The 22,616-nt window shown below is 35.5% G+C and carries 20 protein-coding genes and 1 pseudogene; 1 reads left to right on the top strand and 20 read right to left on the bottom strand.

What is annotated here, in order from left to right:
• Window positions 1-3 precede the first annotated feature (3 nt).
• The 15 genes from bioF to yneA form a co-directional block, all read right to left on the bottom strand.
• Complete coding sequence (bioF, locus tag BKP37_RS11100; protein WP_071309661.1) at window positions 4-1,191, bottom strand: 8-amino-7-oxononanoate synthase; 1,188 nt, start codon at window positions 1,189-1,191, stop codon at window positions 4-6.
• 29 nt (window positions 1,192-1,220) lie between these two features.
• The gene (bioB, locus tag BKP37_RS11105) at window positions 1,221-2,213 is read right to left on the bottom strand and encodes a biotin synthase BioB (protein WP_071309662.1); all 993 of its coding nucleotides are present in this window, start codon (window positions 2,211-2,213) and stop codon (window positions 1,221-1,223) included.
• 22 nt (window positions 2,214-2,235) lie between these two features.
• Window positions 2,236-2,943, bottom strand: a complete 708-nt coding sequence (gene bioD / locus BKP37_RS11110; protein WP_071309663.1) for a dethiobiotin synthase — start codon at window positions 2,941-2,943, stop codon at window positions 2,236-2,238.
• Window positions 2,936-4,297 carry an adenosylmethionine--8-amino-7-oxononanoate transaminase gene (gene bioA, locus BKP37_RS11115; RefSeq protein ID WP_084034686.1) on the bottom strand — a complete coding sequence of 454 codons (1,362 nt, stop codon included), beginning with the start codon at window positions 4,295-4,297 and terminating at the stop codon, window positions 2,936-2,938. Before bioA ends, bioD begins: the two co-directional genes overlap by 8 nt.
• 189 nt (window positions 4,298-4,486) lie before the next feature.
• Window positions 4,487-4,693 (bottom strand): copper chaperone CopZ, encoded by a 207-nt coding sequence (gene copZ / locus BKP37_RS11120; RefSeq protein ID WP_071309664.1) that lies wholly within the window; start codon window positions 4,691-4,693, stop codon window positions 4,487-4,489.
• Window positions 4,694-4,718: 25 nt separating this feature from the next.
• A complete protein-coding gene (locus BKP37_RS11125) occupies window positions 4,719-7,106 on the bottom strand; it encodes a heavy metal translocating P-type ATPase (RefSeq protein ID WP_071309665.1) in 2,388 nt (795 codons plus the stop codon).
• A 17-nt stretch (window positions 7,107-7,123) separates the two neighbouring features.
• Entirely contained in the window at window positions 7,124-7,453 is a 330-nt protein-coding gene (locus tag BKP37_RS11130; protein WP_071309666.1) for a metal-sensing transcriptional repressor, read from the bottom strand.
• Window positions 7,454-7,639: 186 nt separating this feature from the next.
• Window positions 7,640-9,457 carry an ABC transporter ATP-binding protein gene (locus BKP37_RS11135; protein WP_071309667.1) on the bottom strand — a complete coding sequence of 606 codons (1,818 nt, stop codon included), beginning with the start codon at window positions 9,455-9,457 and terminating at the stop codon, window positions 7,640-7,642.
• Complete coding sequence (locus tag BKP37_RS11140; RefSeq protein ID WP_071309668.1) at window positions 9,450-11,210, bottom strand: ABC transporter transmembrane domain-containing protein; 1,761 nt, start codon at window positions 11,208-11,210, stop codon at window positions 9,450-9,452. The genes BKP37_RS11135 and BKP37_RS11140 overlap by 8 nt, the downstream gene beginning before the upstream one ends.
• 152 nt (window positions 11,211-11,362) lie before the next feature.
• Complete coding sequence (locus BKP37_RS11145; RefSeq protein WP_071309669.1) at window positions 11,363-11,575, bottom strand: YneF family protein; 213 nt, start codon at window positions 11,573-11,575, stop codon at window positions 11,363-11,365.
• A 199-nt stretch (window positions 11,576-11,774) separates the two neighbouring features.
• Entirely contained in the window at window positions 11,775-12,215 is a 441-nt protein-coding gene (gene sirA, locus BKP37_RS11150) for a sporulation inhibitor of replication protein SirA (protein ID WP_071309670.1), read from the bottom strand.
• Window positions 12,216-12,386: 171 nt separating this feature from the next.
• Window positions 12,387-14,381: a transketolase gene (gene tkt / locus BKP37_RS11155; protein ID WP_071309671.1), complete on the bottom strand. Its 1,995-nt coding sequence runs from the start codon at window positions 14,379-14,381 to the stop codon at window positions 12,387-12,389.
• Window positions 14,382-14,769: 388 nt separating this feature from the next.
• Window positions 14,770-15,012: a DUF896 domain-containing protein gene (locus BKP37_RS11160; protein ID WP_071309672.1), complete on the bottom strand. Its 243-nt coding sequence runs from the start codon at window positions 15,010-15,012 to the stop codon at window positions 14,770-14,772.
• A gap of 63 nt (window positions 15,013-15,075) precedes the next feature.
• A complete protein-coding gene (locus BKP37_RS11165; protein WP_071309673.1) occupies window positions 15,076-15,729 on the bottom strand; it encodes a YneB family resolvase-like protein in 654 nt (217 codons plus the stop codon).
• Complete coding sequence (gene yneA / locus BKP37_RS11170; RefSeq protein ID WP_071309674.1) at window positions 15,692-16,030, bottom strand: cell division suppressor protein YneA; 339 nt, start codon at window positions 16,028-16,030, stop codon at window positions 15,692-15,694. Before yneA ends, BKP37_RS11165 begins: the two co-directional genes overlap by 38 nt.
• Before the next feature lie 157 nt (window positions 16,031-16,187).
• On the opposite strand from yneA, the gene lexA reads away from it, so the two are divergent.
• A complete protein-coding gene (lexA, locus tag BKP37_RS11175; protein WP_071309675.1) occupies window positions 16,188-16,814 on the top strand; it encodes a transcriptional repressor LexA in 627 nt (208 codons plus the stop codon).
• 446 nt (window positions 16,815-17,260) lie between these two features.
• Here lexA and tnpA read toward each other — a convergent pair.
• The 5 genes and pseudogenes from tnpA to hflX form a co-directional block, all read right to left on the bottom strand.
• Window positions 17,261-17,707 (bottom strand): annotated as a pseudogene (tnpA, locus tag BKP37_RS19335) (IS200/IS605 family transposase).
• 307 nt (window positions 17,708-18,014) lie between these two features.
• Window positions 18,015-19,352, bottom strand: a complete 1,338-nt coding sequence (gene glnA / locus BKP37_RS11180) for a type I glutamate--ammonia ligase (RefSeq protein ID WP_071309676.1) — start codon at window positions 19,350-19,352, stop codon at window positions 18,015-18,017.
• Between the two features lie 93 nt (window positions 19,353-19,445).
• Window positions 19,446-19,856, bottom strand: a complete 411-nt coding sequence (locus BKP37_RS11185; protein WP_071309677.1) for a MerR family transcriptional regulator — start codon at window positions 19,854-19,856, stop codon at window positions 19,446-19,448.
• Between the two features lie 213 nt (window positions 19,857-20,069).
• Window positions 20,070-21,338, bottom strand: a complete 1,269-nt coding sequence (locus tag BKP37_RS11190; RefSeq protein ID WP_071309678.1) for a methionine gamma-lyase family protein — start codon at window positions 21,336-21,338, stop codon at window positions 20,070-20,072.
• An 11-nt stretch (window positions 21,339-21,349) separates the two neighbouring features.
• A complete protein-coding gene (hflX, locus tag BKP37_RS11195) occupies window positions 21,350-22,615 on the bottom strand; it encodes a GTPase HflX (RefSeq protein ID WP_071309679.1) in 1,266 nt (421 codons plus the stop codon).
• Window position 22,616 lies beyond the last annotated feature (1 nt).

Raw genomic sequence — 22,616 nt, forward strand, 5'->3', positions numbered from 1 at the left:
AACTTAAATCACCTCAAGCTCTTTTCCTACTTGAATAATTTTTTCTAACGCCCAATCAAGCTGCTTTTTTTGATGAGTTGCAGTAATTGCAAAACGAACTCTAGCTTTATTATCCGGTACTGTCGGTGGCCGAACGGCAATCGCGGCAATCCCTTCTTCTTGTAGTCGTTTAGCAAAAGATAGCGTTTTACTATTTTCACCAATGATGATTGGTACAATCTGCGATTCACTCTTACATGTATCAAAGCCATAATTTATTAACATATTTCTAAAGTGCTGAGCATGTTGTTGTAGTATTATACGTTTCTCATTTTCTTCTTCTACGATTTCAATTGCTCTTTCAATGGTTGCAAGTACTGATGGTGGAAGGGCTGTTGTATAGATCAGTCCTCGCATACAATTAATTAAGTAATCAATGATCCATTTCTTTGCTACAACATACGCGCCATAGGTCCCAAAAGCTTTACTAAACGTTCCCATTTGTATATCTACTTTATCTTGAAGATTTACGTGATATGAATACCCTTGACCACCTTTACCATAAACTCCACTAGCATGCGCTTCGTCAACCATTAACATAGCATTGTACTTTTCTTTTAATCTAACAATTCCTTCTAGATCAGCAATATCCCCATCCATACTAAAGACGGTATCTGTCACGATTAGTTTGCGTTTATCTTTAGGTGCTTTCATTAATAGAGCTTCTAAATGATAAATATCACGATGACGATAGCGCTGTAATTTCGCTCGACTTAAAACAATCCCATCTATTATACTTGCATGGTTTAATTTATCACTAAAAACGATATCATCTCGCTTCATTAATGCTGAGATAATCCCAACATTTGCTGTATAGCCACTGTTTAACACTAAAGCTGCTTCCGCTCTCTTCCATTGAATTAGACGTGATTCAACTTTGTCATAAAGAGGATGATTGCCAGTCATTAATCTTGATGCTCCACTACCAACACCATACTTATCAATTGCCATAAATGCTGCATTCTTTAACCTGATATCGTTTGAAAGGCCTAAATAATTATTTGAGGCAAGGTTTAACAACTTCTGGCCATCTCTAATTACAAAAGGCGAATTAATCTCTTTCGTTGTTACAATTGCGCGCTTTTGAGAAACTTTTTCTAAAAGTTCAAGCTCAGCTATGACTTCAGTTTCCCATTGGGTTTGTTTAGTCACTCTTTTTTTCCTCCGTTCACAAATCAAAGCTAACACTCTTCAATTTCAAAGCCCAAATCTTCGATCATTTGGTGATCTGAGTGAAATTCTTGTCCATCTGTTGTCAAATAATCGCCAACAAAAAGCGAGTTTGCTGCATATAATCCTAATACTTGAAGAGAACGAAGATTTACTTCTCTTCCACCTGATATTCTTATTTCCTTGGATGGATTAATAAAACGAAACAAAGCCAACACCTTTAAACAAAAGCGTGGATTTAGTTCATTCAAACTTTCAAGTTTCGTTCCTTCAATTGGATGTAAAAAATTAACCGGGATAGAATCGGCATCTATGTTTCTTAACTCAACAGCCGTGTTATATATATCTGCATGTGTTTCCCCCATACCAATAATACAGCCTGAGCAAGGAGATATCCCAGCTCGCTTTATATTTTCTAGAGTCTCAATCCGATCTGAATATGTATGTGTTGTCGTGATGTTTATATGATGAGCTTCACTTGTATTTAAATTATGATTATAACGGTCAACCCCAGCCTCTTTCAGTTTTTTAGCCTTATCATCAGAGAGAATACCTAAACAAGTACAAATTTTTAACGGAGTCGTATTTTTTATTTCTTTAACGGCTTCAATAACTTGGTCAATTTCTCGATTTGTCGGTCCACGTCCACTTGCGACTATGCAATACGTACCTACTTTTCGTTCCATGGCCTCATAAGCACCTTTAACAATTAAATCTTTATCAAGAAGTTTATAAGATTCTACCTCAGCACTTGACTTACTCGATTGCGAACAATAACCGCAATCTTCTGAGCAATTCCCACTTTTAGCATTCATTATCATATTTAACTTCACTTTGTTACTATAATAATGCTTTCTCACTTTGTACGCTGCCTGAAGAATATGTAATAGCTCCTCATCAGGCGCAGTCAAAACATGACTTGCTTCTTCTAATGTTAACAATTCTCCTTGTAGCGCTTTTTCTGCAAGTGTTTCCCACACTATTGTTTCTGATTGCCTCTCCATTGTTCTTCTTCCCCCTATAATTCTATCTTTTTTTCGCTAAGAATTTCATAACTATTCTTAAATCAAGCCTCTCGTTGATAACTTTGATAATTTCATTGCGGTTCGGCTGCTCTATATATGGAATAATTCCAATTACAGGAATACCTGAAAATTTCTCAATGATAGCCGGACTAGTCTCCTCAACTACCCCTATTTTTCTCTCATTTAATCCGTTAATCACTACGCCAAGGACGTGAAGCCCCACTTGTTTAGCAAAATTAATTGTTAATAGCGTATGATTTATCGTTCCTAAATTCGGTCTTGCTACGATAATAAGAGGAAAGGCAATTGCTTTGGCGACGTCTGAGACAAGATAATTTTCTCCAAGTGGAACTGCTAAGCCGCCAGCCCCTTCAACAAGTAAAAATTCATGCTTATACCTTATACGTTTCCATGCTTCGATAACCTCTTCTAACGATACCTTTATTCCTTCTCTTTGTGCTGCGACGTATGGCGCTAATGGCTCATTAAATTGAAAGGGATTTATTTCCTCTAATGTACTGCTCTCATTTGCCATATATTTCAAGATTGAAGCATCACTTAAAGGATCATTCCTATTTGCTCCAGAAGCCATAGGTTTAAATACTCCCACATCATAATTTCTTTCACATAACGCTGCAGCTAAGCCAGCAGTAACAAACGTCTTCCCAATTTCAGTATCTGTTCCAGTAATAAAAATTCCCCTAACCATTTGTAACTACGCCTTCTGTAACAGTGTGGATTGCTTTTTTCATAATTGCCATCATTGCAATTAAATCTTCTTCTGTCGCTGCAAGTGGTGGTAAAAATGGTATGACGTCCCCCAGCGGACGTGTAAGCATTCCTAACTCGCGCATTTTTAAAGAAACTTGATAACCGATACGTTGGTCCCATGGAAAGGATTCTCTTGTCTCCTTATTGCTTACAAGTTCCACCCCCACCATAAAGCCAAGTTGTCTAATGTCACCTACATGATCTAATTGATAAAAATCTTCAAAAATATCCTTTATAAGTTTCGATTTTCTTTGTACGTTCTTTATAATTTGTTCACTTTCAAACAGATCAAGGTTTGCAAGTGCAACCGCACAACCTAATTGATTTCCTGTATAAGAATGACCATGGAAAAATGTCTTCAAACTTGTATAATCATCATAAAATGCTTGATAGATGTGTTCTTTTGTCATCGTAATCGCAATAGGAAGATAACCACCGGTAATACCTTTTCCAGCAGTCATAATATCTGGTACAACCTCTTCGTGATTACAAGCAAATAGCTCTCCTGTACGCCCGAAACCAGTTGCTACCTCGTCAGCAATGAGAAGTACTTCATAAGTTTGGCATAGTTGCTGGACTCCAACTAAAAAGCCTTTTGGCATATTAATCATTCCACCTGCACCTTGCATCATAGGTTCAACGATTATCGCAGCTATTTCATTATGTCGTTCTTCTAATAATTGTTTTAACTCATCTAAACAGTGCTTGCAGCATTCTTGCTCCTCACCACTTATAGATCGATAGACATATGGGTAAGGTACTTTATAGCTTTCAAAAAGTAACGGTTTATATACTTTATGAAATATATCAATGTTACCGACACTCACTGCACCAACGGTATCCCCGTGATAACTATTTTTCATTGTGACAAACTTTTGTTTTTTAACTTTTCCGATATTTTGCCAATATTGAAAAGCCATTTTTAAAGCTATCTCTACTGATGCGGCACCACTATCAGAGTAAAAGACTCGATCTAAACCGTTAGGGCTAATATTGACTAGTTTTTCAGCAAGCTCTGTTGCTGGTACATTTGTCATTCCAAGCAAAGTTGAATGAGCAATTTTATCAAGTTGAATTCGAATCGCGTTATCAAGTTCTTTTTTTCTATGGCCATGAACATTTAGCCATACCGATGAAAAACCATCATAAAATGTTTTCCCTGTAATATCCTTAAGCATTATTCCGTCTCCACTTTCAACCATGAATGGATCTTTATCGTAATCCTTCATTTGTGTAAACGGTAACCATAAGTATTTTTTACTTTTATTAATAAGGTCCACTTCCCTACAGATATCGTTCACTCCTCCCTAACATACGTTAACCTGAATTATTTTATGGTTGACAATTAATTATATAAACACATTTAACAAAATACGTCAAGGTGTTATTTTCCACAAAAAAAGGGAACTCGACGTCAACACCTTTAGTTTTGGTTAAACTAATTATGGTGATGAGATTGAGTTCCCCTTTATAACTACCGACTAGACAACGTCGTAGCCAGCTTCTTCAATTTCATTTTTAAGCTTATCTTCACTTACTTTTGAACTATCAAATTGTACTGTTACATTTTTACTAGCTAAATTCACTTCAGCACTTGATACACCTTCAAGTTTTCCTAAGACGCCTTCTACTGCAGCTTTACAATGACCGCAGCTCATTCCTTCAACCGAGATTGTTATTTGATTCATTTTCAACAACTCCTACTCAATAATTTTATTTGAATTTCACGCGTTTTAAGCGTAAAGAATTACTAACAACAGAAACTGAACTAAATGCCATTGCGGCTCCTGCAATCCATGGTGCAAGTAGGCCAACAGCAGCAATTGGTAACCCAATAGAATTATAAACAAATGCCCAAAATAAGTTTTGCTTAATATTTTTCATCGTCGCTCTACTTAATTTAATCGCTTCAGGAATAGAACGTAAATCTCCACGCATTAACGTAATATCACTAGCTTCCATCGCAACATCTGTCCCTGTTCCAATAGCCATACCAATATCAGCAAGGACAAGGGCAGGGGCATCGTTTATTCCATCACCAACCATAATTACTTTCTTACCAGTGTCTTTTAACTCTTTGATTTTAAATGCTTTTTCTTCTGGTAACACTTCCGAGAAAACATGATCAATACCGATTTGCTTTGCTATCGCATGAGCAGTTCGTTTGTTATCACCAGTAAGCATAATTACCGTATAACCCATTTCTTTTAATTGATCTACAGCCTCTTTGGAACTTTCTTTTACATTATCGGCGACAGCTATAACTCCAACTGCTCTACCAGAAACACTAACTAGCATAGCAGTTTTACCATTACTTTCGAGGCTAATCATTTCTTGCTCTAGAATTTCAAAATTAACTTGGTTATCTAAGAGGAGTTTTCTTGTACCTATCAGAACTTCCTCACCTTTAAAAGTAGCTTTGATTCCGTGCCCCGGGATTGCTTCAAAATGTTCTACTGGATCAAAACTGATGTTCTTTTCTTTCGCAGCTTTTACGATTGCTTGCCCAAGTGGATGCTCAGAGCCTTTTTCTATTGAAGCAACAAGATGAAGAAGTTTTGAGCGTACCCATCCTTCCGTCGTAAAGATATCCGTCAGCTCTGGCTCGCCTTTAGTAATAGTTCCTGTCTTATCTAAGACAACCGTATCTGTTTTATGAGCTCGTTCTAAATGTTCTCCACCTTTGTACAATATCCCATTTTCTGCTCCTCTACCCGTACCAACCATAATTGATGTTGGTGTGGCTAATCCTAATGCACATGGGCATGCAATGACTAAAACAGCTGTAAAATTTATCAACGCTTCTTGAAAACTTGAACCTATAATAAAGAACCAACTAAAAAAGGAAATAATTGCGATTAAGACAGCACCTGGAACAAAATAACCTGAAATAATATCTACTAGTCGTTGAATCGGCGCTTTGGAACCTTGAGCTTCCTCAACAACCTTGATAATTTGTGCTAGTGTGGTTTCTTTCCCAACCTTTGTAGTCTTAAATTTAAACGAGCCATGCTTATTAATTGTTGCACCGATAACTTCATCATTAATACCTTTATCTACAGGAATACTTTCTCCGGTAAGCATCGATTCGTCAATGCTTGTAAAGCCTTCAACCACAATACCATCTACCGGTATTTTTTCGCCAGGCTTTACAACCACTATATCGCCAATTATCACATCTTCTATAGCTATTTCAAGCTCTTCTTCATTACGAATAACAATCGCCTTTTTCGCTTGTAAGCCCATCAACTTTTTAATTGCTTCAGATGTTCGGCCTTTTGCTCTTGCTTCTAATAGCTTTCCTAGTAAAATTAACGTTATGATTACGGCACTAGTTTCAAAAAAGAGGTATACCTCCCCTTGGAACACTAGCCATACTGAATAAAAATAAGCTGCCGACGTACCCATGGCTACAAGTACATCCATATTGGCACTTCCACCCCGTAGGGATTTGAATGCCCCTCGATAAAATTGTAAACCAGCATAAAACTGAACTGGTGTAGCTAATGCCCACTGTAGGTATCCATTCATTAACCAATGAGGAAGGATCATACTTTCTGGAGAAAAATGATCAACCATTGTCAAAAATAATGGAACGGAGAAAATTAAAGCAATCATAAACATCCGCTTCTGTCTCGACACTTCTTGGTCTTTAGAGTTTTTCCTCTCAGCTGTTTCTCTTCGTACACTGGCTTTAAAACCAATTCTTTCAATACGGTTTAAGATTTCTTCTTCAGTAATTACCCCATCAAGGTATGCAACAGTTCCTCGTTCAAGAGGCAGATTAACAGTTGCTTCCGTTACACCCTCTAATTTATTTACGACCTTTTCAATTCGAGCTGAACACGCTGCACATGTCATTCCTTTAATATCTAGGTCTAGCTTTGAGTGTTTAACACTAAAGCCGAGTTTTTCAATTTTTTCTTCAATATTGTTTAGTGTAATCTCATCTGAATTGTAACTTATTGTCGCTGTTTCCATCGCTAGGTTTACTGAAGCTGTTATGCTTTCTTGCTTATTAAGTACTTTTTCAATACGGGAAGAACATGCTGCACATGTCATGCCCTCAATTTTTAAATGAATGTTGTTCCTCTCTCCCACACTATCACCTTACTTTTTTATGATTTAGAAAATTGTTGAATAACCTTCATTAGTTCTTCGATCGCCTCATCACCTTCACCTTTGGTAACCGCCTGACTAACACACCCTCGAGTATGGTCCTCTAATAGTGTATACCCTACTTTTTTTAAAGCAGCTGAAACTGCTGAAACTTGGACTAATACATCTACGCAATAACGATCATCTTCAATCATTCGTTGAATGCCCCTTACTTGGCCTTCAATACGTTTCAATCTATTAATTAACTTCATCTTCTCTTCATCGCGCCTAATTAACGCAGGACTTTTCTCTGGATGAAGAGGGATGTTTAATAATTGTTCTTTATCCATATTCTCACCTCATTTATTATACCGTACCCCCAGATGGTATTTTTGTCAACCGCTTTACTAGTAAAACAATTTACTAAAATTAATAGCATCGCCACTGATTGAATGTTGTTATTTTAGCTATATGGTGAAAGGTAATCGTAGAAAATCAAAAACACAGTAGCAAAAATTCTCTACTGTGTTTTCATATTACGCTAATCCTTTTGTTGTTAAAAATTCTATTTCTTTAGGGTCACCTTGTTGAAGCAAATACATCTTGTGATAAAGACCACCATACTGTATTAATTCCTGATGTGTTCCACTTTCAACAATTTCACCTTGATGTAGTACTAATATTTTATCTGCATCTTGTATCGTTGATAAACGGTGAGCTATGGCAATTGTCGTTCTTCCTTTTCGCATTTTTTCTAACGCTTTTTGAATTACGGCTTCTGTCTCTGTATCGATATTTGCAGTAGCTTCATCAAGGATAAGAATGCTTGGGTTTAAAGCAATAGTACGTGCAAACGACAACAATTGCCTTTGTCCACTTGATAACGTTGACCCTCGTTCACCTATTTTTGCCTGATACCCCCCAGGTAAACTTTCAATGAAAGGATTAGCATGAACGAATTTTGCTGCGTCAATAACATCCTCTTTCGTAAGTGAATGATGATAAAACTTTATATTGTCCTCTATTGTACCTACAAACAAAAACGGATCCTGAAGTACAAGCCCTATTTTCTTACGAATCTCTTCGTTTTCATAACTCTCAATGGGAACACCATCAATAAGTATATCTCCTCTAACCCCTGGATAAAAACGCATCAGTAAATTGATGATTGAACTCTTACCACTACCTGTATGACCTACTAGGGCAATAGTCTCTCCTTTATTCGCACTAAAAGAAATATTTTTTAGGACCTCATGCTTACCATCGTAAGAAAAACTGACATTACAAAATTCAACTTCACCTTTTTCAATTTTCGGAGAACCATGACCTATTTTATCAGGCGCAACTTCGTCATGATCAAGAAGTCGAAAAACACGACTTGCTGAAACAAGAGCTTGCTGAAAAATGGACAAGCGCATCATCATTTGATTTACAGGTTCAAAAAATCGATCTAAATAATTAATGAAAGCATATAAAACACCAATCTCTACTGGGCTATTAAATGATGTTATACCAAAATAGCTTAAAACTAGGATTAACGCGATAATCGAAATGAAATCAACAGCTGGTCTTAGTAATAGACCCTCAACTTTAATACTTTTTAACCAAGCTTTTTGATGCTCATCATTTATCGTTTCAAATTCTCGCCGTAACCTTTTTTCTTGACGAAAAATTTGTATAACCGTCATACCCTGAATAGACTCATTTATCTTTGTATTTAACTGACTTAATTTTTCACTCATTTCCGCATAAAATTTCGAACTAATCCGTCGATAAACTTGCATCAATATGAGTAAAACCGGTAAGATAAACAAACAAAAAATGGCAAGTTGTACATTCAAATAAAACATCGCAACAAAAACACCGATTAAAAACATAATATTTTGAACATAGTTAGAAACTACACTAACGTACAAATCTTTGATAGTTTCTGTATCATTCGTTATTCTAGAAACAAGACCACCTGTAGGAAACTTATCAAAAAATGCTAAACCTAAGTTTTGCACTTTTTCAAAAACATCAATTCTTATTTTTTGAATGATTTGCAGTGCTATTTTTTGAAATAATAATAATTGGACGTACGTAATAACGACACTAGATAAATGTAATCCTAAATAAGCAACTCCTAATAAAAAAAGAGGTTGAAAATCAAAGATCCTCGGTGTTAAATAATCATCAATAAATATTTTTACGATAATTGGACCTAAAATTTGTGCTGCAGTACCCAGCATTAATAATACAAAAGCAAAGGTCAGTAGCCGTTTGTGAATTTTTGTATAACGTAATAACCTTTTAAAAACTACCTTCTGATCCATTGGCTCAAACAACAATGATTGCTTATTTTTTTCACTCATCCTTTGAGCCTCCTTGTTCGAGTAATGATTCCAGCTGCTGCTTTTCATACATTTCCTTATACCAACCGCCACTTGCCATTAGTTGTTCGTGGTTACCGATTTGAATAACTTTACCTTTTTCTAATACAACAATGCTATTCGCATATTTTATAGCACTTATTCGATGTGCAGTGATTATAGATGTCTTACCAGTACGTAATGCTTTTAATCCTTCTAGTATGTCCTCTTCAGTTTTAGCATCAACCGCGGACAAATTATCGTCTAAAATTAAAACTTCAGGATTTTCAATTAAGGCTCTAGCAATTGATATCCTTTGCTTTTGTCCACCAGATAATGTTACCCCACGTTCACCAACAATCGTTTCATACCCATCAGCAAGCCTGATGATATCCTCATGAATAGATGCAATTTTAGCTGCTTCAATAATTTCTGATAAACTAGACTGTGGTTTTGCAAAGGCAATATTATCAGCGATAGTTGCTGAAAATAAAAATTGATCTTGAGGTACGTATCCTATTGATTTTCTTAATGAGTCTATTGAATATTCAGTTATATTATGATTAGCAAAATAGATTGCACCGTCTTTTAAGTCAAACTGGCGCATCAATAACTTCAGCAAAGTCGTTTTTCCACTACCTGTCCTTCCAACAATACCCAGTGTATCACCTTTTTTCAAAGTAAAACAAACTTCTTGTAATGCCAACTCATCATCCTCTGTATAAGAAAAACTATTAATTTTATATTTTATGTTACCAACCGGCTGTTCTTTTAATACTGAATCCTTATCTTCAATATCTGCTTTTACACTAAGTAAAGAAGAAACACGTTTATACGATGCACGGCCTCTCTCTACAATATTAAAAAGCCAGCCAAAAGCTAACATTGGCCAAATAAGTAAACCTAGGTAAATAGTGAAGCTCGTTAATTCCCCAATAGTAAGGTCACCTATTACTACATATCTAGCACCAAATAAAATAGATAAGAAAAATGATAAACTAACGATTAAGGAAATCGTAGGATCAAATAATGAATCTACCCTTGCTACTGAAATATTCTTTTCTACAACGTCATGAGACTTTTCACGGAAAGAATCAATATCCTCTTTTTCATAGCCAAACGTTTTAATTACTCGAATCCCAGACATACTTTCTTGTACTTTGTCATTTAAGTTCGAAAAAGCTACTTGAGCTTTACCAAAACGCTCATGAAGCAATGAACCGTAATAACTAGTAGCAAGAGCCATAAACGGCATTGGAATTAATGCAATAAGAGTGAGCCGCCAATCGATCGTAAATGCCATTGTTAAAATAACAAAACCGCCCATAGTAAGAGAGTCTACAAGTGTTAAGACACCCAGACCCGCCGTCTGCTCAATGGCTTTTATATCATTTGTTGAATGAGCCATTAAATCCCCTGTCCTTTTTGAATGATAAAAACTTGGTGACATGCGAGTGAAATGCTCATAAAGTTGATTACGTAATTTCCGAGCTAATCTTATTGAAGCTCCAAATATCATAATTCGCCAAAAGAAACGAAAAATGTATATCAAAGTAGCGATAATTAATAAAATAACACACCAAGTTAGTAGGATAGACATTGTTAATGTACCTTTATCTATATGGTCTACCATTAGCCCAACAACATACGGAGGGACTAGAGACAATATTGATACAAACACAAGTAAAAAAATTCCTACTATATATTTATTTTTTTCTTCTTTAAAGAACCAAAGCAAATCAATAAAAACCCTCATTCATTCTCCTCAATTCTATTTATCTTTTAAAGGCATTCATTATTTTATCAAAATATTTAAATTGTTAGAAGTAAAAGTTTCCAATAACGAAATATTTCTTTTAAAAAAACATAGAAAAAACACTCCAATCATTGGAGTGCTTGTCCTTTTTATTACTTCATTTGATTGTTCATTGCTTTCATCATTTGAGTAATCTTCTTTTGTGATGGATTCATGCCCATTTGCATCATCATCACACGTAACATCTTTTCATTAATAGGTGGGTTTTTCTTAAGATAATTCATCATTGTTTTGCGGGCAATAAAAAAGCCAATCGCAATACCGGCAATTAAAGATAATACGCCGATTAAAATATTAATCCACATCTTTATATCCTCCTTCTAGTAATGTCTACTTAAGTAGACCGCCATTTGCATCAATTTATTATAACCTAACCAAATATTGAATTAAAGTATTATTTGTAGAGGATGAACAAATATCTGATTATCAACGATTGCCTACTATATTTGTTTAGACTGAATTAACTTTCACATCCTGAATTTTGAATAAATTAGTTAGGTTTTATTAAATATAGTTCACATGTTTGATTGGATTTAACCAGCCATAATTCTTGTTTTCAAAGTCAACTGCAAAGAAGCATGAATTGATTTGACGTAATACTTCAAAAAATATGGTTTCCGCTTGATAAGAACCATTAGCAGAAATAGTTAATACGTTTCCGTGATCTTTTAATACTGCTTTGCTTTCAAATGCTTTTATATCTATATAATAATGTTCCTTTAAAACATAAAAATCATGACGTATTTTTAATTTTTTTTCAACTGATTTCTTTATTTGTAAAGAAGGGATTATAGCACTTATATAATTTATTTGCTTCTTAACAATTTCCTGTAGTTCTGTATCAGCTGTTTCTCCCTCGTATAAAAGCTGATATATCAAGTTTTCTTTTCCAAAATAACTGGTGGCAATCTCAGGCTTTAATAAAAAAATATAATAGTGCCTCATTTCATTGTCCCTCCATCCATTCATTTCTTTTTACTATAATGCATGTCCAAAGAAATGATTGTCATTTAACGGAGAAATACATCACTATTTTTGTCAAAACAAATAGCTTTTTGCACACAGTTAAAGATAAACAACCCCCATTTCGATCAAAGAAATGGGGGAGAAACAAAATTAAAGTATAGCCTTTAATTTTGCAACAACGTTATCTACAGTAAATCCATACTCTGCCATAAGTTTTTCACCTGGTGCTGATGCCCCAAACTGATCAATAGCAATTACAGAACCGTTATCACCAACATATTTATGCCATCCTAACGACGATCCCATTTCAATTCCTACTCGAGATTTTACCGTTGGTGGAATAACTGAATCTTTATACTCTTGTGATTGTTTTTCAAAGCGGTCCCAACTTGGCATACTTACTACTGAAACATGAATTCCTTCTTTTTCAAGTTGTTGTTGCGCTTCTACTGCTAATTGAACTTCTGAACCTGTTGCAAGTAACAAGCCATCTACATTACCTTTCGCAGGAGAAATAACATATGCACCTTTCTTCACGCCTTCATATGCTTCTGCTTTAGTGTTTTCTTGAGTCAAAATATCTTGACGAGATAATACTAGTAATGTTGGTTGATCTACACTTTCAACCGCTAACTTCCAAGCTGCAACAGTTTCATTGCTATCAGCAGGTCTAATAACACATAGACCAGGCATTGCACGTAAAGAAGATAGTTGTTCAACCGGTTCATGAGTTGGGCCATCTTCACCAACAGCAATACTATCATGAGTCATAACATAAGTAACAGGTACCTTCATAAGTGCAGATAAACGAATAGCAGCACGTAAGTAGTCTGAGAAAACAAAGAACGTGGCACCAAACGGTTTCACTCCACCGTGTAAAGCCATTCCGTTTAATGCAGCACCCATAGCAAACTCCCTAACTCCAAACCAAACATTTCTTCCGCTATAATTATCTCTAGAGAAGTTACTTTCCCCTTTTAGAAGGGTTTTATTAGAAGAAGCTAAATCCGCTGATCCACCAAAAATTTGCGAAACATTTTTGGCTATTGCATTTAAAGCTTCACCTGAAGAAGATCGCGTAGCAACTTTATCTTTCCCGCCTTCATACACAGGAAGATTCTGATCCCAACCTTCTGGTAGTTGGCCACTTACTGCAAGTTTAAACTCAGCTGCTAAATCTGGATATTTTTCTTCATATTGCTTAACTAAATCGTTCCACTCATCTTCTTTTACTTGCCCGTGTTCTTTCACTTTTGCGAAAGCCTCTGAAACTTCTTCAGGAATATGAAATTCATTTTCATATGTCCATTTATAAGTCTCTTTAGTAAGCTTAACTTCATCTTTTCCAAGTGGTGCACCATGTGATGCGGATTTACCTCCTTTATTTGGAGACCCGTATCCAATTGTTGTCTTCACTTCAATTAATGTTGGACGATCGTCTTTTTTCGCTTCCTCAATGGCTTTATAAATATCATCAGTGCTATTTCCTTCTTCTACACGAATTACTTGCCATCCATAAGCTTTAAAGCGATTTTCTACATTTTCGCTGAAGGACATATGAAGATCGCCATCTAAAGAAATATCATTTGAATCGTATAATACAACTAATCGACCAAGTTTTAAATGCCCCGCTAAAGATGCTGCTTCTGCTGAAACACCTTCCATTAGGTCACCGTCACCACAAATAGAATATGTATAATGATCAACCACTTGAATATCCTCTTTATTATAAACTGCAGCTAGATGTCTTTCAGCCATAGCCATCCCAACTGCCATAGCAATACCTTGACCAAGTGGACCAGTCGTTGCGTCTACCCCTGGAGTATGACCGTACTCTGGATGCCCTGGAGTTTTACTTCCCCATTGACGAAAACTTTGTAAATCCTCTAAACTTACATCATATCCAGTTAGGTGAAGTAAGCTATAAAGTAACATTGAACCATGCCCGGCAGATAGTACAAAACGGTCGCGATTAAACCAATTAGGGTTTTTCGGATTATGGTTCATATACTTTCCAAAAAGTGCATATGCCATTGGTGCTGCCCCCATCGGCATTCCTGGGTGTCCTGAGTTTGCTTTTTCAATACTATCAATTGATAAAGTACGTATCGTATTAATTGCTAATTCATCAACGTGATTCGTCATGTAATCGATCATCCTTTCCGTAAATAAACATTTCGATTAACATCATATACTTTCTTTTGTCAATAAACAAGAACATCGGCGGATTTTGACGAAATTTTTTCAGAAAAAAATTGACCTTCATCATATCTTAGGGACACATTAAATTATCGTTTCCAAAAAATATTAAATAGCAAACTACCTCTAAGGAAAAATAATGAAGTAATGTACAAAGTGTAAAACTACGATTGTAGTGATTAACATTTCCATCAGAAGCATCAAAAAATATTTATATTTTTCTATTTAGAATATTACTTTTGAGATAAAATATTCAATAACAAAGAAAAAACTGACAGTTAAGGTGTCGGTACAAACAATTCATACAGAAAACACCTTAACAAAAGCCAGTTCACTAATGTTTAAGAAAAGTATTATTTGCTTTTTTACTTGCTTTTAACTTTTGGGGTGTTACATCTTGGCCTTTTTCATCAACTACTTTTATTGAATGAAGATGATTTTTAAAAGATGAACGGAACGTTTGAATGTATTCTTGACGTAATTTTTGTTGTTCTTTTGTCTCTTCCGGAGTGAGACCACCACTTTTTGCTTTTTTTGAAAGCTCATTTATACGTTGTAGCTTTTCTTTTGACAACATGGGATAAAACCTCCAACTTCTTTCTAAATCTACTATTAAATGTACATGAATTGAAGGTTTTTTTCAACTTTCCTTATCTAATTGTTCTTGTCTATATTCTTGATAACGGCGATGAACAGTAGCTTTAGATACATCATAACCGAATCCTCTTAACGTAGCTGCTATTTCCCTAAATGTTAGGTTCATACCCTTTAATCGGACAATCTCACTTATAGGAACTTCTTTTTTTAATCTACCACCAAGATTAGCATCTCCCAAATTTTTTCTCGGATTATACCCCTTTTCAACAGCTCTTTTCATGCCTCGTTTAATTTTTATATTATGTAACTTTCTTTGGTATTCTTCTACAATACTTACTATCTCTAACACAAGTGTATCAGTTTCTGAAAGAGTCAATTCTCCATTTTCATTTATAGTTTGAATTTTAACATCATATTTCAACAATTGATGAATTAGAGCTATTTTGGTATTTCCTCTTCCTAGTCGAGTCTCATCTTGTATTAATAAAATGTTTGCCTTTTTATCCTTGAAATCCTCAAGAAGTTCAAAAATACCGTCCCTTTCAAATTCAAATCCACTAGCTTTTTCCTCAATAACTTTATAAATTTCATAGTTATTAAGTTTTGCTAATTCAAGAAGCTCTTCCTTTTGGCGTTTTAAAGAAGAATGTTGAGCTTGCTTATCTGTACTCACTCGACAGTAAATAATTGCCTGCATTATAAGTCACCTCACTACTTTCTAATTGAGGAACAAGTAACCTTTGTCCAGGATAAATTAAATCTTGTTTAAGTTGATTATGAGTTCTCAACATTGATATATATAAATGGATTGATATCCCCTCTGAATAATTACTAGCAATAGACCACAAAGTATCACCATCATTTACCTCAATCTCAATAAAGTAGTCAAACTTAGGGTGAGCTGAAGCTTGCACAGACATAAACATATAAGCTATTAAGATAGCAAATAAGGTTAAAATAAATAAATCCTGAAAAGAAATTCTCAAAAACTTTTTCATTAAATCCACTTCACTTTCTATTTTAAAGAATGTTTGTTCTCACCTATAATACAAGAACACCCGTTCTCGGTCAACTGTTTTAGAACTTATGTTTGCATGCATTAGTGGAATATTGTATAATATATGGTAAGAAGACTAGTAAATGGGGTGCTACATAATGACTAAGGTATCGAAGAGACAACTAGAGATACTCGAGTACATCAAAGATGAAGTTCGAAAAAAAGGCTATCCACCTTCTGTAAGGGAAATTGGAGAGGCTGTTGGACTAGCATCAAGTTCAACCGTACATGGCCATCTATCACGATTAGAAAAAAAGGGATTTATTCGTAGAGATCCTACGAAGCCTAGAGCAATTGAAGTATTAGAATCAAAAGAAAACGCTGAGCACGAACAAATACTAACAAATACCGCTTATGCCCCTATCATCGGAAAAGTAACTGCTGGTGAACCAATTACAGCTTACGAAAATATAGAAGATTATCTACCTCTTCCCGAAAAGTTTGTGGGGGATTCTAATGTCTTTGTACTTATTATTCAAGGAGATAGTATGATAGAGGCCGGTATATACGATAAAGATATGGTTATTGTAAGACAACAACAAACTGCTAATAACGGTGATATAGTAGTAGCTATGACAGAGGAAGATGAGGCTACAGTAAAGCGTTTCTTTAGAGAAAAAGATTTCATTAGACTTCAGCCGGAAAATTCAACAATGGAACCTATTATTCTTAAAAACTGTTCAATCCTCGGAAAAGTCGTCGGAGTATTTCGAACAGTACATTAAAACAGAAGCGCAAGACGCCGCCGATCGGTGACAAACACTGGTAGGTCGGCAAGAAGCGGTCTGCTCTTTGGCCGCAATCTACGTGCTTTAGCTTACTCCTAGCATAGCTCTGAAGTAAGCTTTCTTGAAGCAGTGTTTTGTGGGGCGAGTAATCGCAGGGGCAATTGTTTTTCGTGCGACGAAGGATCTCAAGCAATAATTGAAGTCCGTTGCTTAACTGAAGCGGCCGAGCTCGTAGACTACTTGCGCTAGACAGTTTCTAAGTTTGAAATATATATTCTTATTTTAAATTCAAACCACCCGTTATCACCGGTGGTTTTCTCTACGGTTGAAAGACTTTATTACTGCCCAAACCCTAAAGGTCTACTGAACTGTTCGTCATTTGTACTACTTTTGCGGCCAGACCTCAAAGACCTTCTATTTACTTTTTTCCTTTTTCTATTTACCTATTCGCCTGTAAATGGATCTATATATTCTAATAAGCTTAATTGTTCTGCGACTATACCATCTTGTATTTGATTTTTTTAATACTGTTCAATCATTTTTTTCCTACTGTATTCACATAAAAACCTGTACACCAAAACCGTACCTATATTTAAATATTTGCATGCCAATCAAATATGATTAAACTACTTTTTTCCCTTTTAAATACTGCACAAATGAAGACACACTCCTCTTTGGTTGGATACTCACTAGCATATGTATATGTATGTGACCTTTACATGCCGTTGCATTTTTAATCTCTACTCCTTTTCTCTCACATAATGTTCTTAATATTTCTCCTATATCTTTCTTTAACTTCCCATAAATTATTCGCCTCCTATACTTAGGAGTAAAACGATATGATACTTACAATTCCACACTTTGTATGCACTATTTGTGTCTTTAAACATTAATACTCTCCGTTTGCTTGGCACAAAGCCACTCTTCGGCTTCTTACGTACTTCTGCCTCTTCAAGTATTTACCTCTTAGTAAGCTTCCTCGAAGCAGTGTTTTGTGCGACGAGTAATCACAGGATAAAAGCAGGCATGAAGCTAATCAATGAAGGATTTCAAAAAATAGTAATTGAAGTCAGCAACTTGGCTGAAGTGACAGAGCTCGTAGGCTGCTTGCGCTAGACAGTTTCCAAGTTAGAAATTTATAAATTCTGATACTGAAATAAAAACCCTTGATACCAGTGGCATCAAGGGTTTGAAGGATTAATAAATTGAAATATATTGCTCGCGCTCCCAAGGGTGAACTTGTGTGCGGAACATATCCCACTCTATTTCTTTTGCTTCGATGAAATTAGCTAAAGCATGCTCACCGATAGCATTTGTAATTACTTCGTTAGATTTTAACACTTCAAGAGCTTCTTTTAAAGTTGCAGGTAGGTCATTAATACCAGCTTCTTCACGCTCTTCCTTATTCATGATGTAAATATTACGATCTGTTGGCGCTGGTGGAGTAAGCTTGTTTTTAATACCATCTAAGCCAGCTGCTAACATTGCTGCCATTGCTAAATAAGGGTTTGCCGCAGGGTCTGGACTACGCACCTCAATACGAGTACTTAAACCACGAGATGCTGGGATACGGATTAGCGGGCTACGATTTTGCATAGACCATGCTACATAACAAGGAGCTTCGTATCCTGGTACAAGTCGCTTATAAGAATTTACAGTAGGATTTGTAAGTGCTGTAAATGCTTGTGCGTGTTTAATGATTCCAGCTAAAAAGTGCATTGCAGTAACACTTAAACCAGTTTCACTAGATGTATCTTCAAATACATTTTTGTCACCTTTAAATAAGGACATATTGCAGTGCATTCCAGATCCATTTACACCGAATAATGGCTTTGGCATAAATGTTGCATGCAATCCGTGTTTTCTAGCAATTGTTTTTACAACTAGTTTGAACGTTTGAATGTTATCACAAGTTGTAACTGCATCTGCATATTTAAAGTCAATTTCATGTTGTCCAGGAGCAACTTCATGGTGAGACGCTTCAATTTCAAAGCCCATATCTTCAAGCTCTAAAACAATATCACGACGGCAGTTTTCCCCTAAATCTGTTGGCGCTAAATCAAAGTATCCGCCTTTATCGTTAAGCTCCATTGTAGGCTCGCCTTTTTCATCAACTTTAAATAAGAAGAATTCTGGTTCTGGACCAATATTGAAAGATGTGAACCCCATTTCTTTCGCTTCAGCTAAAACACGCTTCAATACACCACGAGGGTCTCCAGCGAAAGGCCTTCCAGTTGGATCATAAATGTCACAAATTAAACGAGCAACTTTTCCTTTTTCACTTGTCCAAGGAAAAACAACCCAAGTATCTAAGTCTGGATATAAATACATATCAGATTCTTCGATACGTACGAAACCTTCAATTGAAGATCCGTCGAACATCATTTTGTTGTCTAATACTTTTGTTAATTGACTAATAGGAACCTCTACATTTTTAATAATCCCTAATAAATCAGTAAATTGTAAGCGAAGAAATCTTACATTTTCTTCCTTTGCCATAGTAAAGATGTCTTCTCGCGTAAATGTTGTAGTCATAACTATATCCTCCTAAAAAATTTTATATAAGTATTATTTTTATTTTAACCATCATAAAGAATTAATCTTTTCGAATGATGAATCGTACCGTTTTTAATGAAAAAATCGAGAAAGTTCTCCTTGAATTAAAGAAGTCTTTCCATGTCTCCCTGCTACTAGTAGCTCTTTTTTCAAATAGCTTCTTAACTGTTTTTCAGTGAGGTCTTTTTGTACTTTTCTATCTGGATTTTCAATGATATTATGTTTAAGACCATTAAATTGTTGTTTCATTATGAATATTTGCTTAATTCCAGAAATATTAATCCCTTGTTCAATTAATTCCTTTATTTCTAGTAATCTGTCTACATCATTGAAGGAATAGAGCCTTTGATTACCGTCCGTTCGTATCGGAAAAATTAAACCATGTTCTTCATAATATCGAATTTGTCTCGGAGTCAACTCGGTGAGTTTCTTGACAATACCAATTGGAAATAAAGGCATATTTCTTCTAACTTGGTCTCCCAACTGCCTCCCCCCTCTGACTTGATATTTATAGGTTACATTACGACACGAAACCTGTCAATACGTGTAAGGTAAGTTGACATTAAAAGTATGTGAGATTTCCTCACATACTTTTCGCCGGTTATTTATTGACATTATTATCATCCCCTTAATCTTTTTTTGTATTAATAAAAATAGTCAAATCGAATATTTATTTATACTCGATTTGACTATTTATTAGATAGTTAATAACTTTTCATTGATAAGGTGATCTACTGCAGTTAAAATACCGATTTTGACATGACTATATGTAAGCCCGCCTTGAACATAGGCAATATATGGTTCTCTAATCGGTCCATCAGCTGTAAATTCGATACTCGCACCTTGAATGAAAGTACCTGCCGCCATTATAACTTCACTTTCATAACCAGGCATAGCGCTTGGGTAAGGTGTCACATGGGAGTTTATGGGTGATGCTAATTGTATTCCCTGACAAAAAGCAACCATCATTTCAGCATTTGGAAATTGAACTGATTGAATCAGATCCGTTCTACTGGCATCCCATTTTGGGTTAGTCGAAAATTGTAATTTTTCTAGAAAAGCTGCTGTAAAAATCGCCCCCTTAAGCGCCTGGGCAACTACATGTGGTGCTAAGAAAAAACCTTGATACATTTCTTGTAAACTATAAAGTGAAGCTCCACCTTCTTTTCCTATACCAGGTGCAGCCAAACGGTATGAGGCTAGATCAACTAGTTCCTCTTTCCCGACAATATAACCTCCAGTTTTTACAATTCCACCACCTGGATTTTTGATTAATGAACCGGCCATTAAGTCCGCTCCAACATGACATGGTTCCATCGTCTCAACGAATTCTCCGTAGCAATTATCAACGAATACAACAACATCCTTCTTGATTTCCTTAACAAAATCAATCATTTCTTCAATTTCATTAATAGTAAAAGATGGTCGGTTAGCATAGCCCTTAGAACGTTGAATCCCAATAACTTTTGTATTAGATTTAATATTTTTTGCAACAGCCTCAAAATCAACACTACCATCTTGGCTAAGTTCAACGCAACCATATTTAATCCCAAATTCTTTCAATGAACCATTTCCATTACCACGAATCCCAACTACCTCTTCTAGAGTATCGTAAGGCTTTCCTGTAATATACAGTAGTTCATCTCCTGGCCGTAAGACTCCGAATAAACATGTTGCAATGGCATGTGTGCCAGAAATGATCTGCGGCCGAACAATTGCCGCTTCACCACCAAATACATCTGCATAAATGGCTTCTAACGTGTCTCTTCCAGCATCATCGTAACCATATCCAGTTGATGGAGTAAAATGAAAGTCAGATACTTGATACTTACGAAACGACTGCAAAATTTTCAACTGATTGATTTCCATTTTTTCTTCAATCTTTATATGTATATCTTTAATTTTGGTTTCAATTTCTTTCGTTATTTCTTTTAATTTTGCTCCACTTGTAAATTGATCGTACATATTAACTCCTTTTACACTTTGAATTCTTGTAATTGTTTATAAATGGATGTATCCGGTGAAACATACCCACTTAAAAAATAACTTTCTTCATCTTCTAACCAAGTTTGTTTTTCAATGATCGCACTACTAGAACATTTTGCTATCAATCTTCCTTCACTCACATGAATTTTCGCTTCAAAATATTGTAATGTAACCATTATTTCTTTTTCTAGTTTTTTTAGTAATTTTTCTAAGTCTTTTTCTTTAAGGGCTGAAATTATTATTGATTTTATTCCTTCTGTTGGTATAAAGTTAGACATCATATTATCCCGCTTATTGTAAACTGTCAAAATTGGAACATCTTTCACATTAAGCTCGTCTAACAAAGATAACACGGTTTGTTCGTGGTTATAATAATCATCACTAGAACAGTCAACGACATGCAACAAGAAGTCAGCTTCACAGACCTCTTCTAATGTCGAACGAAAGGCTGCTACTAGTGTTGTTGGTAGGTCTTGAATAAATCCTACCGTATCAGTTAATAAGACTTGAAATCCACTAGGGAGTTTCAATCTCCTTGTAAGTGGGTCTAATGTCGCAAATAATAAATCTTCTTCTAATGCATCAGCCTTTGTTAAACGATTATGAAGAGTAGATTTTCCAGCGTTAGTATATCCAACTAAAGCAACTTGAAGAGTTCGGTTTTCTTTTCTCCGTTCACGGTATAATGTACGATGTTTCACAATTGTCTTTAGTTGCTCTTTGATTTCATCCATTCGTCTACGTATATGTCTTCGATCAGTCTCAAGTTGCGTCTCCCCTGGTCCTCGTGTTCCAATTCCTCCCCCAAGCCTCGATAACGAATGACCTTGTCCAGCTAAGCGTGGTAATAGATAATTTAACTGAGCAAGCTCTACTTGAAGTTTACCTTCTTTTGACTTAGCTCTTCGTGAGAATATATCTAAAATAAGTTGAGTTCGATCAATAATTCTTGCAGAAATTTGCGAGTTTAAGTTACGAACTTGACTGCTTGAAAGTTCATCATTAAAAATGACAACATCAATTTCAAGCTCTTCTACAAGAGGGATAATTTCTTCGATTTTCCCCTTGCCAATATAAGTAGCCCGATCAAAGCTATACCGATTTTGAAAAACCGTACTAATCACCTTACCACCAGCAGTTTTAGTTAATGAGGATAGCTCTTCCATAGAATAGCGAAAGCGTTCTTCACTAGTATCAAACAATTTACAACCTACAAGTAACACTTGTTCTTCAGTATTGTTACTTAATTCACCCAAT

Source organism: Anaerobacillus alkalilacustris, assembly GCF_001866005.1.
GTDB lineage: Bacteria > Bacillota > Bacilli > Bacillales > Anaerobacillaceae > Anaerobacillus > Anaerobacillus alkalilacustris.